The following is a 15,419-nucleotide window of genomic DNA, read 5'->3' as shown; positions in this document are numbered from 1 at the left end:
GTGGGCGCGACCGGCCCCTTACCGGCCGCGCCCACGCCGTCTCACCTCAGGACCCGAACGAATGAACCGTCCGCGTCCTGTACACCTGCCCCGGCCGCAGCACCGTCGACGGGAAGCCCGGGTGGTTCGGCGAGTCCGGGAAGTGCTGGGTCTCCAGGCACAGCCCGTCGCCCTGCCGGTAGGTGCGGCCGGAGGTCCCGACGAGGGTGCCGTCGAGGAAGTTGCCGGAGTAGAACTGCAGGCCCGGCTGGTCCGTGGCGATCTTCAGGGTGCGGCCGGAGCGCGGGTCGCGCAGCGTCGCGATGTGCTCCGGCCGTGCCGTGACGCCCTTGTCCAGGACCCAGTTGTGGTCGAAGCCCTTGGCCTGCACCTGCTGGGGGTGGCCCGCCCGGATGTCCCGGCCGACCGGCTTGCCCTTGCGGAAGTCGAAGGGGGTGCCGGAGACCTTGGCCAGCTCGCCCGTGGGGATCAGGCCCGAGTCGGTGGGCGTGTAGCGGCCGGCGGCGATCGTCAGCTCGTGGTCCTCGATCGTGCCGTTGCCCTCACCGGCGAGGTTCCAGTAGGTGTGGTTGGTGAGGTTGACCACGGTCGGCTTGTCGGTGGTGGCCTCGTAGTCGATGGTCCAGTCGCCGTGCCGGTCCAGGGTGAAGGTCACCCTGGTCCTCAGGGTGCCCGGGTAGCCCATCTCGCCGTCGACGCTCGTGTAGTGCAGGTGCAGGCCGACGTCGGAGCCGGAGGTGAAGCCCTCGATGTCCCAGACCTTCGTGTTGAAGCCCTTGGCGCCGCCGTGCAGGCTGTTGACCCCGTCGTTGACGGAGAGCTGGTAGCTCTTGCCGTCGAGGGTGAACTGGCCCTTGGCGATCCGGTTCCCGTACCGGCCGATGGTCGCGCCGAAGAAGGTGGTCCCGGCGACGTACGCGGCCAGGTTGTCGTACCCGAGCGACACGTTGGCGTACCGGCCGTGCCGGTCCGGGATCTCCAGGGACTGGATGATGCCGCCGTAGGAGAGGACCTTCAGGCGGGTGCCGCCGTTCTCCAGGGACCAGCGGTGGACCTTGGTCCCGTCGGCGAGGGTGCCGAAGAGCTCCTTCACCGGCTTCCTGCCTGCCGAGGCGGCCTCGGCCGTGCCGCTGCCGAGGGTGGTGGCGGCGATGCCCGCGGCCGCGGCTCCCGCGATGACCGTGCGTCTGTTCAGTTCCATGTGCGGCTCCTGCATGTAGGAGGGGCCCCGCCTTGCGGCGGGGCCCTTGCTGACTACGAACCGGACTTGCGCTTGTTCCACACGTCGAAGCCGACCGCCGCGAGGAGGGCGAGGCCCTTGATGACCTGTTGCCAGTCGGTGCCGACGCTGAGGAGGTTCATGCCGTTGTTCAGCACGCCGAGGACGAGACCGCCGATGATGGCACCGAGGATGGTGCCGACACCGCCGCTCATGGAGGCGCCGCCGATGAACGAGGAGGCGATCGCCTCCAGTTCGAAGCCGTCGCCCGCCTTCGGCGAGGCCGCGTTCAGCCGGGCCGCCACCACCAGCCCGGCCAGGGCCGCGAGCACGCCCATGTTCAGGAAGACGTAGAAGGAGACCTTCTTGTCCTTGACGCCGGACAGCTTGGCCGCCGGCAGGTTGCCGCCGATGGCGTAGATGTGCCGGCCGAAGACCGCGTTGCGCATCACGTAGCCGTAGCCGACCACCAGCGCGCCCAGGACGATGAGGATGATCGGGGCGCCCTTGTAGCTGGCGAGCAGCATGGTGAGGACGAGGATCGCGGCGACCAGCGCGGTCAGCTTCAGCAGGAACAGCCGGGTGGGCGGCACCTCCAGAGCGAACTCCTGCTGGCGGCGACGGTCCCGGAACTCCTGCCAGACCACGGCGGCGATCAGCACGATGCCCAGCAGCAGCGTGATGTTGTGGTAGTTGGTGTCCGGGCCCACCTCGGGGAGGAAGCCGTTGCCCAGGTTCTGCAGCCCGTTGGGGAACGGGCCGATGGTCTGGCCCTGGAGCAGGATCTCGGTGAGACCGCGGAAGAGCAGCATCCCGGCGAGGGTGACGATGAACGACGGTATGCCGAGGTAGGCGATCAGGAACCCCTGCAGCGAACCGGCCACGGCGCCCATCACCAGGCACAGGATCAGCGCGAGCGGCCACGCCACCCCGTGGTTGACCGTCAGGACGGCCGCGAAGGCGCCCACGAACGCGGTCAGCGAGCCGACCGACAGGTCGATGTGCCCGGCGATGATCACCATCATCATGCCGATGGCCAGGATCAGGATGTAGCTGTTCTGCAGGACCAGGTTGGAGACGTTGCGCGGCAGCAGCAGGTCGCCGTTCGTCCAGACCGCGAACAGGGCGACGATCAGACCGAGCGCGATCAGCATGCCGTACTGGCGCATGTTGCGGCGCAGCCCGTCCAGGACCATCCGGAGCAGGTTCCCGTCGGCGGCCGACCCGCTCCCGCCCGGCGGCGCGGGTGCCGGGCTCTTGGCGGTGACATCCGTGCTCATCGCGTTACCTCTTTGTCCTTCGCCTTGTCTTTCGTCATATGGCGCATCAGCACTTCCTGCGTGGCCTCGGCCCTGGGCACCTCACCGGTCAGGCGGCCCGCGGCCATGGTGTAGATGCGGTCGCACATGCCCAGCAGTTCGGGCAGCTCGGAGGAGATGAAGACGACCGCCTTGCCCTGGGCGGCGAGCTGGTCGATGACCGTGTAGATCTCGTACTTGGCGCCGACGTCGATGCCGCGGGTCGGCTCGTCGAGGATCAGCACGTCCGGGCCCGCGAAGATCCACTTGCTGAGGACGACCTTCTGCTGGTTGCCGCCCGACAGCTTGCCGACCGGCTCGAAGACCGTCGGCGCCTTGATGTTCATGGACGTGCGGTAGCCCTCGGAGACCTGCCGCTCCTCGTGCTCGTCCACGATCCCGCGCCGGGCGACCTTGTTCAGCGCGGTCAGCGAGATGTTGCGGTTGATCGTGTCGATGAGGTTGAGGCCGTAGTGCTTGCGGTCCTCGGTGACGTACGCGATGCCGTGCCCGACCGCCTCCGCGACCGACTTGGTACGGATCTCCGTGCCGTCCTTGAGGACCGTGCCGCCGTCGTAGCGGCCGTAGGTCCGCCCGAAGACGTTCATCGCGAGTTCGGTGCGGCCGGCGCCCATCAGGCCCGCGATGCCGACGATCTCGCCGCGCCGGACGTGGATCGACACGTCGTCGACGACCTTGCGCTCCTGGTCGATCGGGTGCCGCACGGTCCAGTCGCGGATCTCCAGGGCCGGCGCCGCGTCCGCCTCGCCCTCGTACGCGGTCCGCTCCGGGAAGCGGTGGTCCAGGTCGCGGCCGACCATGCCCGCGATGATCCGCTCCTCCGTCGTCTGCGCCGACTTCACGTCGAGGGTCTCGATGGAGTGGCCGTCCCGGATGATCGTCACCGAGTCGGCGACCTTGCGGATCTCGTTGAGCTTGTGGGAGATGATGATCGAGGTGATGCCCTGGTTCTTCAGCTCCAGGATCAGGTCGAGGAGTTTGCCGCTGTCCTCGTCGTTCAGGGCCGCGGTCGGCTCGTCGAGGATGAGCAGCTTCACCTTCTTCGACAGCGCCTTCGCGATCTCCACCAGCTGCTGCTTGCCCACCCCGATGTCGGTGACGCGGGTCTCCGGGTGGTCGTCGAGACCGACCCGGCGCAGCAGTTCGGTGGCGTGCCGCAGGGTCTCCCGCCAGTCGATGAACCCGCCCTTGGCGTGTTCGTTGCCGAGGAAGATGTTCTCCGCCAGCGAGAGGTACGGCGACAGCGCCAGCTCCTGGTGGATGATGACGATGCCGCGCTGCTCGCTCGCCCGGATGTCCCCGAACCTGCAGAGCTCACCCTCGAAGAGGATGTCCCCCTCGTAGCTGCCGTGCGGGTGGACGCCGGAGAGGACCTTCATCAGGGTCGACTTGCCGGCGCCGTTCTCCCCGCAGATGGCGTGGACCTCGCCCTGGCGGACGGTCAGCGTGACGTCCGACAGCGCCTTGACGCCGGGAAAGGTCTTGACGATCGAGCGCATTTCCAGGACGGGTCCCGCCATGGTCGTGCCTTCCAATCAGTAGGACAACTAGTGGGGGACAGGTCTCACTTGAGCTGGGCGTCGGTGTAGTAGCCGCCCTTGACGAGGACTTCCTCGTAGTTGGACTTGTCGACGCTCACCGGCTGCAGCAGGTAGGCGGGCACGACCTTGGTGCCGTTGTCGTACGTCTTGGTGTCGTTGACCTGCGGGGTCTTCTTGTTGAGGGCGTCGTCGACCATGGTGGCGGCGACCTCGGCGAGCTTGCGGAGGTCCTTGTAGACGGTCTGCGTCTGGTCCCCCGCGATGATCGACTTCACCGAGGCCAGCTCGGCGTCCTGGCCGGTGATGACGGGCAGCGGCTGGCTGCCGGAGCCGTAGCCGTCCGACTTCAGGGCGGCGATGATGCCGATGGAGATGCCGTCGTACGGCGAGAGCACCGCGTCGACCTTGGCGGACTTGTAGGAGGAGGTGAGGATGTCCTCCATGCGGGACTGCGCGGTCGCACCGTCCCAGCGCAGGGTGGTGACCTTGTTCAGCGCGGTCTGGCCGGACTTGACCACCAGCTGCTTCTTGTCGATGTACGGCTGGAGCACGCTCATCGCGCCGTTGAAGAAGTACTTCGTGTTGTTGTCGTCGTTGGAGCCGGCGAACAGCTCGATGTTGAACGGGCCCTTCTTGCCGCTGTCCAGGCCCAGCTTGTGCACGATGTAGGTGCCCTGCTCGACGCCGACCTTCTCGTTGTCGAAGGACGCGTAGTAGTCGACGTTCTTCGTGCCGAGGATCAGCCGGTCGTAGGCGATGACCGGGATGTGGGCGTCCGCGGCCTCCTGGAGCACGTTGTTCAGGGACTTGTTGTCGATCGCCGCGATGACCAGGCCCTTGACGCCCTGCGTGATCAGGTTCTCGATCTGCGAGACCTGGGTGTCCGGGTCGTCCTCGCCGAAGACCAGCTTCGTCTTGTAGCCCTTGGCCTTGATGTCCTTGACGAGGTTGTTGCCGTCGTTGATCCAGCGTTCGGACGACTTGGTCGGCATCGCGATGCCGATCGTGCCGCCCTTGGCGCTGCCGCTGTCCTCCTTGCTGCCGCCCTCGCTGCTCTGGCCGCAGGCGGACAGGGTCAGAGCGAGCGAGGCGGCCCCGGCTATGAGGGTGAGGGCGCTTCTACGAGTGCGCATGTGATCGGTCCCTGTTCTTCTCGTCGTTGAGAGGTGAAGCGCCCCGAGGGGCGCGAGGAACTGCGCGACCAGCCACGACGGACCCGCAGTCCCCAACGTTCGTCAGGCGGAACCCTCGACGGGGAACCGGCGGAGGGAACCCGGCAACCGCGACCCCAGCGGTGCCATCTCCCCGTCCGCCCCGTGCCGGGCCAGCAGATCCAGGGCGAGCCGCCCCCGCCGCACCCGCTCCCGCGCGGTGTCCAGCGTCACGTCCCGCAGATGCGTGCCCCACGGATAGATCCCGGGCGCCCTGGACAGCCCGAACTTCAGGTAGATCGGCGCCCCGCGCCGGATCAGCTCGGCGACCTCGTACATCCGGATGTAGCCGCCGAGGTCGTCGGGGGCCTCGATGTACATGTCCATCGGCGCGCCCGACACCCGCCGGATCTCGGTGAGGTGGTCGAGCGTCAGGTCGCTCGGCACGTTGACGGAGTCGGCGCCCAGGTGCTCGAAGACGGAGTACGAGGCCGGGTTGACGGGACCGACCAGCGCCGAGACCTTCAGCGTCGTGTCGGCCGGGATGATCCCCGCCTGCCGGGCCCGGTGCAGCGTCCACAGCACCCCCTCGTCGGCGACCAGCAGGCACTTGACGCCCAGCTCGGTCGCCCGCACCGCGTCCTCGACACAGCCGGCGACGGCGTCGTGGCCGCGGGCACGCAGTCCGGCCCCGCGCGAGTCGGACCGCACCGAGCCGCCGATGTCCCAGGTGCCGCGCGGGCCGGTGAACAGGCAGAGCTCGATGTCCCGTTCGTTCGTCGCCTCGACCATCTCGGTGATCTCGGCGTCGGTGAGCATCCACACGCCGCTGCCCTGGCTGATCCGGTGGATCGGCACGTCCAGGCGCGAGGACTCCTTGAGGACGACGGCCAGCGCCTCGGGTCCCTCGCAGGAGGGGATCTCGGTGCGCCACTTCCCGCCGCCCGGGAAACTGTGGGCGGAGGCGTCGGCGGGGTCGAGGGCGGGCGCGCCCAGGCCGAGGGCGGCGAGCGCCTGCTCACCGGGTCGGCGGGCCGCCGTAACGGAAGCGTCGGTCGTCACAAGCTGTCCTTCGTGTTCGGTATTTCGGACAAGGTTCGCGGCTCGGGGCAGAGAAAAGGCTGTGGTGGCACGCCGGCCACGGCGAGATCAGGGCACGCCGCGACCGGCGTACGACTAGGGGCGGAGCAGCACCTTGCCCACCTTCGGATCACCGGAACCCACCAGCTCGATGGCGTGCGGGAACTCGGTCAGCGGCAGCTCGTGCGTGACCAGCGGCAGCGGGTCGAGGAGACCGGCCCCGAAGACTCGGACCGTGTGCGACCAGGCGTCCGGCGGCGCCCCGAAGACGGTGTGCACCTCCAGTTGCCGTACGACGAGGTCGGTCGGGTCCAGGCCGTCGGCACCGGCGGCCGGGATGCCGGTGAGGACCAGGCGTCCGCCGCGCCTGAGCAGGGAGGCGGCGGTGCGCGCGGCGGATGCGGACCCGGCGGTCTCGACGACGACGTCGAAGTCGTCGGGGAGCTGCTGGTCCTTGGTACGGAAGTCGGTCGCCCCGAACTGCCGGGCGAGGGCCTCCCGGTCGTTCCTGGTCCCCACGACCAGCAGCTCGCCCGGTGAGATCGCGTGCAGGAACTGCACGGCGAACATCCCGAGCGTCCCGGTGCCGACCACCGCGACCCGCTCACCCGGCTGAGCGTTGCCCTTGAGCGCTGCGGCCGCGATGCAGGCGGCCGGTTCGAGCAGGGCTGCGGCCGTGAGGTCGGCGTCGTCCGGGAGGGCGTGCAGCAGGCGGGCCGGGAGGGTGAGGGTGGCGGCCATGGCGCCCGGCTGGGTGAAGCCGGTCTCCTCGTAGCCGTCGGTGCACAGGGTGGTCTCCCCGGCGTGACAGCGGTCGCACACCTGGCAGTTCCGGAACCCCTCGCCGACCACCTTGCGCCCGACGAGCGAGGCGGGTACTCCGGCGCCGACCGCCCGTACCGTCCCCGACCACTCGTGGCCCGGCGTCAACGGGTACCGGACGTACCCCTCGGGCCGGTTCCCCTGGTACACCTCGCGGTCGCTTCCGCAAATCCCGACCGCGTGCACGGCGACCAGCGCCTCGCCGGGACCCGGCTCGCGGGGCGTGTGCTCCTCGACCCGGTGGGCGCCCGGCGCCTCGACGACGATCTGTGACGCGCTCACTTCGTGCCCTTCGGCTTGCGCTGCTCCCAACCCTCGGCCCACAGGTCGAACCGGGCCTGCTGCTGCGGGAACTCGGCGGCCGCGTCGGCGTCGAACTCGACCCCGAGCCCCGGCGCGTCGGACAGCTCGAAGTACCCGTCCACGACCTCCGGCGCCCCCTTGACGACCTTCTTGATCTCGGCGTCGGCGAAGTCGTTGAAGTGCTCCAGGATCTTGAAGTTCGGCGAGGTGAACCCGACCTGGAGGGAGGCGGCGGTCAGCACCGAGCCGCCCACGTTGTGCGGGGCGACCAGCACGTAGTGCGTCTCGGCGGTGGCGGCGAGCTTCCTGGTCTCCCAGATTCCACCGATATGGCCGACGTCCGGCTGGATGATGTCGACGGCCTGGCTCTCGAAGAGCTCGCGGAACTCGATGCGGTCGTGGATGCGCTCACCGGTGGCGACCGGGATGTCCACCTTCGCGGCGACCTTCTCCAGCGCCTTCAGGTTCTCCGGCGGCACGGGCTCCTCCAGCCAGGCCGGCTTGAAGGGCGCGAGCTCGCGCACGAGCCGTACCGCGGTGGAGGGCGAGAACCGGCCGTGCATCTCCAGCATCAGCTCGGCGTCCGGCCCGATGGCGTCCCGCACGGCCTCGATGAGCGAGACGGCGTACAGGGTCTGCTCGTGGTCCAGCTCGAAGTGCCCGGTGCCGAACGGGTCGATCTTCAGCGCCTTGTACCCGCGCTCCACGACCCCCTGGGCGGCCTTGTGGTACGCCTCCGGCGTCCGCTCGGTGGTGTACCAGCCGTTGGCGTACGCCTTGACCCTGTCGGTCACCTTTCCGCCGAGCAGCTGCCACACGGGCACGCCCAGCGCCTTGCCCTTGATGTCCCAGCAGGCCATCTCGACGACGGCGATGCCGGACATGACGATCTCACCCGCCCGGCCGTAGTCGCCGTACTTCATCCGGCGTACCAGGTCTTCCACCGCGAACGGGTCCGAACCGAGAATGTGGTTGGCCTCGGCCTCTCGCAGATAGCCGATCAGCGCGTCGGTGTGACCGAGCATCCGGGTCTCGCCGACTCCCGTGATCCCTTCGTCGGTGTGCACCTGGACGTAGGTCAGGTTGCGCCACGGCGTCCCGACCACGTGTGTGCTGATTCCGGTGATGCGCACGGCAGTTGCCCCTCAGCTGTTCGAGATTTCGTCACACGTTCGAAATGCTGGCGTGACAGTAAGGACGGGGCGGCAGGGGTGTCAATGGGTCGAACAGGTAACAGTTTCGGCAAGGCTTTCGATAGGTTTTTCGGTCCCCCACAGAACCTTCACAGGGGTGGCTGGTGAAGTGACTCGTGGGGAACTTAGTCTTCCCGCGTCATGGACTACTGCCACCCGTGCCGACGGCACCTCAACGGCGCCCTCGCCTGCCCGGGGTGCGGCACCGCCGCCGAAACGCTACGCGCGTCAGCGCCGCGAGCGGCCATCTCCGAACCTGTCACGCCCAGTGAAACCCCGTACACGGAACCGGAGTTCGCCGACGGCGGGTACGACCCCGGCGCGGCGGGCGCCGAGCGCGCCGCGGACGGCGTGCATGCCGAGGGCGGCGAGAACGGCGAGAGCGGCGAGAACGGCGAGAGGGACGAGGCCGACGGACCGCCGGGGGGCGGCCGGGCCGAGCGGCGGCGGGCGGCGCGCGGGCGCGGCGGCAGGGGCCGGGGGGAGGCCGCCGAGAGCCTCGCCGAGGATCCCGAGGAGTGGCAGTCCGCCCCCGACGGGAGCCGTCGCGACCGCAAGGCCGCGGCCCATCGCCGCCGGCGCCGCAGGGTCCTGCTGGTGGCCGCGGCGTGCGTGCTGGCGGCCGGCGGCCTGAGCCTCGCCGAACTCGGCACGGACGCCATACCGTTCACCAGCCCCGGCCCGGCCTCGGCGGGCGGCGACACCACCGACGGCGGGACGTCGACGTCGTCCCCGACGGCAACCGCCCGGCCCGTGGGCGACACCTCCGGCGCGACCGGCGCGACGGACTCCGCCTCCGCCGACCCCTCCGCCTCCCCGTCCCCGTCCTCCTCGAAGGACAAGGCCTCCGCCTCCCCGTCGGCCTCCGCGAAGGACACGGGCGCCCAGTCGGCGTCGACGGGCCCGGGCACGGTCACGTCCCCGGTGACGAGCCCGACGACCACGGCGGCATCGACCCCGACGGCGGACCCGACGACCTCGCATCCGTCTCCGAACCCGTCCCCGAGTGAGACGTGCAACCGGTTCCTGTGGTGGTGCACGTGAGCGGAGCGCCCCGTCAGGGGCGCCGGGACTGAGCGACCAGCCCCCACCGGCCCGCACCCGACGCATCCGCCGAAGCAAACCCGGCAAACGACACGCTCAGTCCACCGGAATCACCGTCCGCCCGGGGTGATTCCCGCTCTCGGCCTCGTCCGGCATCGCCGCCACCGTGGCCCTTCCCGCCCTCGCCGGGAAGAACCTCCGCGGCGCCTCCGCCACGGTCAGCGTGCGCCGGCTCGCGCTGAGCGGCGTGTCGGCCAGCGGCCCGGCGTGGAACACGGTGCCGCCGGACCCGGTCACCACCTCGCACGCCGTCACCCGGTCGCTCATCTCGGACTTCATGAACGTCCGCAGCAGGTTCCGGGTGAACCCGCCGGCCGCCCGGGCGGTCGCGCCGGTCCCGAAGGCGTCGAGCCAGGTCACCCGGGCGCCGGCGTCGACGGCGGCCGGCGCGCCGGCCGTGAGGATGGAACCGCAGCCGCACGCCGGGCGCCCGGTCCCGTACGGCCGTCAGGAGCGCGGGGCCGGTCGCGGTCGTGACGGCGTCGTGGAACTGCAGGGCGAACGTCCGCTCCAGCGTGGCCAGATCCAGCCGCCGCTGCGGCGCCGGCAACCCCTGCGCCTCCTGCACCAGCCGGTGCAGGTCCGCCCGTACCGCCGGCGCGTACGGCGTCGCCGTCATCGTCCGTCCGGTGCGCACCAGGATCTGATCGCCGGTCAGGCGCCTGATCCGGCCCAGACTCCGGCTGACCGCGGGCGCGGAGAGCCGCAGCCGGACCGCGGCTCCCGTGACGCTCCCCTCCTCCAGCAGCGCGTCGAGTACCGTCAGGAGGTTGAGATCCATCTGCATCCGGCGACTCTGGGCGGGCCCCGCTCGAAGCGCCCCCGTAAAAGGCGCTGGAGGTACCCCCAGGCCGAAGGCCGGGGGAGGAACTGCGCGACCGGCCACGGTGGCGCCGCGGCCGACCGACGGCCGGTCACGGCGTCTTCCGGCGGAGCGTCAGGCCTCGAGCATCCTCCGCAGCAGATCCCGCAACGACAGCCGCTCCTCGTCCGAAAGCCCCGCCAGCGGCTCCCGCGCGAAGCGCAGCCCCTCGCGCAGGTCACGGGCGACCCGGCGGCCCTCGTCCGTCGCGGCGGCCAGCTTCACCCGGCGGTCGGCCGGGTCGGGCCGCCGCTCCACGAGCCCGCGCGCCTCCAGCCGGTCCACGATCCCCGTCACGTTGGACGGCTCGCACTTCAGCTTCTGCGCCAGCTTCCGCATCGGCAGCGGCTCCAGCGAGAGCAGGCTGAGCAGGCGCGCCTGCGCCCCGGTGAGCGCGTGCTCGCCCGCCGCCTCCTCGTAGTCCGCGTAGAAGCGGGCCACGACGTCCCCGATGAGCTCGACGACCTCCAGGGTCAGGGCGTCGGGGCGGCGGGTATGCGCAGGAGTGGACCGTGTGGACGACATGCACTCCAGGATACCGCGTTACTTGACATCCTGAAATATTCAGGCGCATCGTTGTTTCAGGTACTGAAGTAATTTAGGAAAGGCGCATGTCATGATCAACCGCGAGTGGCACCTGCTGAGCCGTCCCGTCGGCTGGCCGAAGCCGGAGAACTTCGCCCTGGTCGAGGCGGAGGCCCCCACGCCGGGCGAGGGGCAGGTGCTCGTGCGGAACAAGTACCTCTCCGTCGACCCGTACATGCGCGGCCGGATGAGTGCCGCGAAGTCGTACGTCGCCCCGTTCGAGCTGGGCAAGGTCATGCAGGGCGGCGCGGTCGGCGAGGTCGTCGAATCGAACGCCGAGGGCATCGCGGCCGGCGACCACGTCCTGCACTTCTTCGGCTGGCGCGAGTACGCCGTCGTGGACGCGAAGAACGCCGTCAAGGTCGACGCCGGTGCCGCCCCCCTGTCGACGTACCTCGGTGTGCTCGGCATGACCGGCCTCACCGCCTACGCGGGCCTGCTGCGCACCGCCTCCTTCAAGGAGGGCGACTCGGTCTTCGTCTCCGGCGCGGCCGGCGCGGTCGGCAGCCAGGTCGGCCAGATCGCCAGGCTCAAGGGCGCCTCCCGGGTGATCGGCTCGGCCGGCTCCGACGAGAAGGTCAAGCTGCTGGTGGAGGAGTACGGCTTCGACGCGGCCTTCAACTACAAGAACGGTTCCGTCGCCGAGCAACTGCGCGCGGCCGCGCCCGACGGCGTCGACGTCTACTTCGACAACGTCGGCGGCGACCACCTGGAGGCGGCCATCGGGCAGCTGAACCGGGACGGCCGGATCGCGGTCTGCGGCATGATCTCCGTCTACAACAACACCGAGCCCGCCCCCGGCCCGAGGAACCTCGCCCGTCTCATCCAGACCCGCGGCCGGATCCAGGGCTTCCTGGTCAGCGACCACTACGACCTGCAGCCGCAGTTCGTCGCCGAGGTCGGCCCGTGGGTGGCCTCCGGGCAGCTGAAGTACGCCGAGACGGTCGTCGAGGGCATCGAGAACAACGTGGAGGCGTTCCTCGGGGTCCTGCGCGGCGACAACACCGGAAAGATGATCGTCAAGCTGTAGGTCTGTCTGCGGTTTCCGGCATGCGGTAACTTCTTTCCGAAACCGTCGTCGATCGTGGGCGCGAGTCACGGCGGACCGAGGGGAGAAGAAACCGCATGCCCATTCAGCAGTCCGACGTCCTCTACACCGCCGTGGCCACCGCCGAGAACGGCCGCGACGGCCGGGTCGCCACCGACGACGGCCGGCTCGACGTCGTCGTCAACCCGCCCAAGGAGATGGGCGGCAGCGGGGCCGGGACCAACCCGGAGCAGTTGTTCGCCGCCGGGTACAGCGCGTGCTTCCAGGGGGCGCTGGCGGTCGTCGCCCGGCAGGCCGGGGCCGACGTGTCCGGGTCCCGGGTGACCGCGAGGGTGGGGCTCGGGAAGAACGAGGAGGGGTTCGGGATCATCGTCGAGATCTCGGCGGAGATTCCGGGCGTCGAGGAGCGGGTTGCCCGTGAGCTCGTCGCCAAGGCGCACGAGGTCTGCCCCTACTCGAAGGCGACTCGGGGGAACATCGGCGTGACGCTGGTCTGACGGTCGTCGTCGGTGTTGTGGGGAGGCCGCACCCCTGGACGTGGGGTGCGGCCTCTCGTCCGCCTGGCGCGGAGGCGACGCCGGGTGCGGGCAGCGGGTGCGGCGCCGGGTGCGTGGTGGCCGGTCGCGCAGTTCCTCCCCCGGCCTTCGGCCGGGGGAGGAACCAGCGCCCCTAGGGCCTGTCTGACCATTCCCGTCTGCCTCGCGACGCCGTGCACGCTCCCCCAGAGGGGGGGTACCCCCACTCGCCGCACGGGGCGCAGACCCGAGTACATCCCGTACGAGGGCCTGCGCCCGGCACGCCGAGAGCACGCACCTGACGCCGCGAGGCCGCCCTCCGGGCGACGACGGGAATGGTCGGACAGGCCCTAGAGGGGCGCGTCCAGTGCCGCCTCGTGCACGGCTCGCGCCAGCCGGTCGTTCTCCGGGGCCGCTCCGCCCGGGAACGCGAACCGGCGCCTCGTGTAGCCGTAGGCGACCCCGCTCCTCGGGTCCGCGAAGGCCTGCGAGCCCGCTGCCCCGCTGTGGCCGACGGTGCCCGCGCCGAGGAACGGGTGCCAGACGTCCGCGGTCGCCTGGAAGCCGAGGCCGTACGACTTGTGGGCGCGGGCCACCAGGTCGTAGCCGACCGAGTGGAACTGGCCGAACTCCGCGACCGTGTCCTCCTTCAGCAGCGCGGCCTTGCCGTCGACCTCGCTGAGCAGCGCCGCGTACATCCCGGCCAGGCCGCGCGCGGACGCCACCCCGCCGAAGGAGGCCGGGCCCTTGGCGCGGATCAGCCGGTCGTTGGGGAGGGCCGTCAGGTCCGTGGGCTCGGCGGCGTGCTCGTTGAAGGCGATCCCCGCGAGGGTCCGCGGGCCGGACGGGACGGCGTCGAGCAGGGCCTGCTGCTCGGGCGTGGGCCGCATCGGCAGGGTCGTGCGGAAGCGCGGCTCGTGCGCGGCCGGCAGGCCCAGGAAGAACCCGAGGCCGTACGGTGCCCGGACCCGCTCCTCGTACACGTCCTGGAGGGTGCGGCCGGTCGCGCGCCGCACCACCTCGCCGGTGAGGGCGCCGATGACGAGCGCGTGGTAGCCGAAGGCCGTGCCGGGGCGCCAGAACGGCCGCTGGTCGGCGAGGCGTTCGGCCATCGCGCGGTCGTCGGCCAGCTCCTGCGGGCCGAACCCGGTGTCGGTGCCGACCAGGCCCGCCCGGTGCGCCAGCAGGTCCCGCAGCGTCAGCGTGCCCTTGCCCTCCGCGCCGAACTCCGGCCAGTAGTAGGTGACCTTGCGGTCCAGCTCCAGCGTGCCGTCCTGCACCAGCATCGCCACGACCAGGTGCGCCGCCCCCTTCGTGGACGAGAACACGCCGTACAGGGAGTCCCCGTCGGCCCCTTCGCCCGCCCACAGGTCGACGACCCGCCTGCCGTGGACGTACGCACACAACTGACCCTCGTAGTCGGCCGGTCCGTCGGCGACGAAGGCGGCGAACTCCTCGCGCACCGCCTCGAAGCCCTCCGCGACCGTGCCCTGGACGGTGATCTCCTGCGTCATCCGTTCTCCTCAACCGAGCCGCCGGGGCAGCTCCCACTGTGAACAACGCCCTACCCACCTGGGCGACCTACCCCTTCCTGCGATCGGTACGGCGAGATGTACCTGTTCGACTCAACCGGGGCATGCTGAGGGCGGACACACCGTGGACAGATCCCACAGCGGCGGGAGGGCCCCGGCCCATGGCGAGCATTCCCTCACTTCCCGGCAGGGCGGACGTGCTGCGCATGGCCCGCAGCACCACCGACATCACCGGCCAGCTCCTGGACACCGCCCAGAACCTCACGAAGATCGCGGTCAACACCCTGGACCCGCGGGAGGGCTCGGCCCCCGAACTGCTGCGCGTCCTGCGCCGGACGACCGCGGAGCTGGCCGAGGCCAGTGCCGCACCGGGGGCACAGGAGGCCTTCTACCGCGTCGTGGGGACCCTCACCCGGCTCGGGACCAGCGGTGCCCCGCTGGCCGTGCACCCGGTGGCCGAGCCGCTCCTGACGGCCCTCAGGGACAGCCTGCTGCCGCTGCTGGACGCGGTGGAGCCGGCGGTGGAGGAGTTCGCGGCGGCGCTGCGCGAACTGACCGAGGCACTGTCGCCGCTGCTGCCGGCGGCCGCGGGCGGAGCGGCCGGCGTCCTGCTGGCCCTCACCCCGCTGCTGCGCACCGCCGCCGAGACCCTCCGGGACTCCGCCCCCGAACTCCACCGCATCGCCGCCGCCGTCACCTCGGCCGTGGCCCCGCTGCTGCCCCTCCAGGTGGCCCTCGCCGAGCGCGCGACCGCGGCGGGCGCGGGCGTGGTCCGGGCCGCGCTGCCGCCGCTGGCCGACCTGACGGAGGCGGCGGCGAAGACGGCCAGGGCGGCGGGCCCGGTCCTGATCGCCGCCGAGGAACTCGCCGTGACCGGGCTCGAGCACCTCCAGCCCCTGCTGCTGGCCTCCGCGGCCGGCGCGGGGCGGGTGGCCCGGGCGACGGCGGTACGGGTGTCGGCGGCGGTCAGCCCGGCGGCGGACCGGGGGGTGGTGGTGGCGGTGACCCCCGCGTAAGCGCTCCGCTGGGTCGGCCGCGATGTGCCGTCCGCCGCTTGCCGTCCGCGGCGGCCGTCGTGGCCGGTCGCGCGGTTCCTCGCGTTCCTGTGGGGGCGCTGTCCGGGATGTGTCGTTGTGCGTCTGCGG

14 protein-coding genes and 1 pseudogene are annotated in these 15,419 nt (G+C 70.9%); 4 read left to right on the top strand and 11 right to left on the bottom strand.

From position 1 onward, the window contains the following. Window positions 1-46 precede the first annotated feature (46 nt). The 7 genes from AB0472_RS01080 to AB0472_RS01050 all read right to left on the bottom strand — a co-directional run bounded on the left by AB0472_RS01080 (window position 47) and on the right by AB0472_RS01050 (window position 8,568). Complete coding sequence (locus AB0472_RS01080) at window positions 47-1,201, bottom strand: aldose epimerase family protein (RefSeq protein WP_366352236.1); 1,155 nt, start codon at window positions 1,199-1,201, stop codon at window positions 47-49. Between the two features lie 53 nt (window positions 1,202-1,254). Next, the gene (gene mmsB, locus AB0472_RS01075) at window positions 1,255-2,499 is read right to left on the bottom strand and encodes a multiple monosaccharide ABC transporter permease (protein WP_366352234.1); all 1,245 of its coding nucleotides are present in this window, start codon (window positions 2,497-2,499) and stop codon (window positions 1,255-1,257) included. Then, window positions 2,496-4,058: a multiple monosaccharide ABC transporter ATP-binding protein gene (gene mmsA / locus AB0472_RS01070; RefSeq protein WP_366352232.1), complete on the bottom strand. Its 1,563-nt coding sequence runs from the start codon at window positions 4,056-4,058 to the stop codon at window positions 2,496-2,498. The genes mmsB and mmsA overlap by 4 nt, the downstream gene beginning before the upstream one ends. Before the next feature lie 44 nt (window positions 4,059-4,102). Continuing rightward, a complete protein-coding gene (chvE, locus tag AB0472_RS01065; protein WP_366352230.1) occupies window positions 4,103-5,212 on the bottom strand; it encodes a multiple monosaccharide ABC transporter substrate-binding protein in 1,110 nt (369 codons plus the stop codon). 102 nt (window positions 5,213-5,314) lie between these two features. Next, window positions 5,315-6,292 carry a hypothetical protein gene (locus AB0472_RS01060; RefSeq protein ID WP_366352228.1) on the bottom strand — a complete coding sequence of 326 codons (978 nt, stop codon included), beginning with the start codon at window positions 6,290-6,292 and terminating at the stop codon, window positions 5,315-5,317. A 114-nt stretch (window positions 6,293-6,406) separates the two neighbouring features. After that, window positions 6,407-7,414 carry an alcohol dehydrogenase catalytic domain-containing protein gene (locus AB0472_RS01055; RefSeq protein ID WP_366352226.1) on the bottom strand — a complete coding sequence of 336 codons (1,008 nt, stop codon included), beginning with the start codon at window positions 7,412-7,414 and terminating at the stop codon, window positions 6,407-6,409. Continuing rightward, window positions 7,411-8,568 carry a mandelate racemase/muconate lactonizing enzyme family protein gene (locus tag AB0472_RS01050; protein ID WP_366352224.1) on the bottom strand — a complete coding sequence of 386 codons (1,158 nt, stop codon included), beginning with the start codon at window positions 8,566-8,568 and terminating at the stop codon, window positions 7,411-7,413. Before AB0472_RS01050 ends, AB0472_RS01055 begins: the two co-directional genes overlap by 4 nt. Before the next feature lie 201 nt (window positions 8,569-8,769). On the opposite strand from AB0472_RS01050, the gene AB0472_RS01045 reads away from it, so the two are divergent. After that, window positions 8,770-9,672 carry a hypothetical protein gene (locus AB0472_RS01045; RefSeq protein WP_366352222.1) on the top strand — a complete coding sequence of 301 codons (903 nt, stop codon included), beginning with the start codon at window positions 8,770-8,772 and terminating at the stop codon, window positions 9,670-9,672. Window positions 9,673-9,768: 96 nt separating this feature from the next. On the opposite strand, the gene AB0472_RS01040 is transcribed toward AB0472_RS01045, so the two are convergent. From AB0472_RS01040 to AB0472_RS01030, 3 genes and pseudogenes are all read right to left on the bottom strand, one after another. Further along, window positions 9,769-10,092 (bottom strand): hypothetical protein, encoded by a 324-nt coding sequence (locus AB0472_RS01040; protein WP_366352720.1) that lies wholly within the window; start codon window positions 10,090-10,092, stop codon window positions 9,769-9,771. A 46-nt stretch (window positions 10,093-10,138) separates the two neighbouring features. Beyond that, window positions 10,139-10,519 (bottom strand): annotated as a pseudogene (locus AB0472_RS01035) (LysR family transcriptional regulator); the annotation flags it as partial. 150 nt (window positions 10,520-10,669) lie between these two features. Then, window positions 10,670-11,119: a MarR family transcriptional regulator gene (locus tag AB0472_RS01030; protein WP_366352221.1), complete on the bottom strand. Its 450-nt coding sequence runs from the start codon at window positions 11,117-11,119 to the stop codon at window positions 10,670-10,672. A 91-nt stretch (window positions 11,120-11,210) separates the two neighbouring features. Between AB0472_RS01030 and AB0472_RS01025 the strand changes: the two genes are divergently transcribed. Then, a complete protein-coding gene (locus AB0472_RS01025) occupies window positions 11,211-12,209 on the top strand; it encodes an NADP-dependent oxidoreductase (protein ID WP_366352220.1) in 999 nt (332 codons plus the stop codon). A gap of 95 nt (window positions 12,210-12,304) precedes the next feature. Then, window positions 12,305-12,724: an organic hydroperoxide resistance protein gene (locus AB0472_RS01020; RefSeq protein WP_366352218.1), complete on the top strand. Its 420-nt coding sequence runs from the start codon at window positions 12,305-12,307 to the stop codon at window positions 12,722-12,724. A gap of 368 nt (window positions 12,725-13,092) precedes the next feature. On the opposite strand, the gene AB0472_RS01015 is transcribed toward AB0472_RS01020, so the two are convergent. Then, window positions 13,093-14,256 (bottom strand): serine hydrolase domain-containing protein, encoded by a 1,164-nt coding sequence (locus tag AB0472_RS01015; RefSeq protein WP_366352216.1) that lies wholly within the window; start codon window positions 14,254-14,256, stop codon window positions 13,093-13,095. A gap of 179 nt (window positions 14,257-14,435) precedes the next feature. Between AB0472_RS01015 and AB0472_RS01010 the strand changes: the two genes are divergently transcribed. Then, window positions 14,436-15,290, top strand: a complete 855-nt coding sequence (locus AB0472_RS01010; protein WP_366352214.1) for a hypothetical protein — start codon at window positions 14,436-14,438, stop codon at window positions 15,288-15,290. Window positions 15,291-15,419 lie beyond the last annotated feature (129 nt).

The sequence above is a fragment of the Streptomyces sp. NPDC086777 genome (assembly GCF_040702065.1).
Taxonomy (GTDB): Bacteria; Actinomycetota; Actinomycetes; order Streptomycetales; family Streptomycetaceae; genus Streptomyces.
The sequence above is the reverse complement of the archived record's forward strand: the minus strand, read 5'-3'. Positions and strand labels throughout refer to the sequence as shown.

Bases quoted from the DNA above. Each gene is read 5' to 3' on its own strand.
- AB0472_RS01080 (WP_366352236.1), bottom strand. From the start codon at position 1,201: ATGGAACTGAACAGACGCACGGTCATCGCGGGAGCCGCGGCCGCGGGC.
- mmsB (WP_366352234.1), bottom strand. From the start codon at position 2,499: ATGAGCACGGATGTCACCGCCAAGAGCCCGGCACCCGCGCCGCCGGGC.
- mmsA (WP_366352232.1), bottom strand. From the start codon at position 4,058: ATGGCGGGACCCGTCCTGGAAATGCGCTCGATCGTCAAGACCTTTCCC.
- chvE (WP_366352230.1), bottom strand. From the start codon at position 5,212: ATGCGCACTCGTAGAAGCGCCCTCACCCTCATAGCCGGGGCCGCCTCG.
- AB0472_RS01045 (WP_366352222.1), top strand. From the start codon at position 8,770: ATGGACTACTGCCACCCGTGCCGACGGCACCTCAACGGCGCCCTCGCC.
- AB0472_RS01030 (WP_366352221.1), bottom strand. From the start codon at position 11,119: ATGTCGTCCACACGGTCCACTCCTGCGCATACCCGCCGCCCCGACGCC.
- AB0472_RS01025 (WP_366352220.1), top strand. From the start codon at position 11,211: ATGATCAACCGCGAGTGGCACCTGCTGAGCCGTCCCGTCGGCTGGCCG.
- AB0472_RS01020 (WP_366352218.1), top strand. From the start codon at position 12,305: ATGCCCATTCAGCAGTCCGACGTCCTCTACACCGCCGTGGCCACCGCC.
- AB0472_RS01015 (WP_366352216.1), bottom strand. From the start codon at position 14,256: ATGACGCAGGAGATCACCGTCCAGGGCACGGTCGCGGAGGGCTTCGAG.
- AB0472_RS01010 (WP_366352214.1), top strand. From the start codon at position 14,436: ATGGCGAGCATTCCCTCACTTCCCGGCAGGGCGGACGTGCTGCGCATG.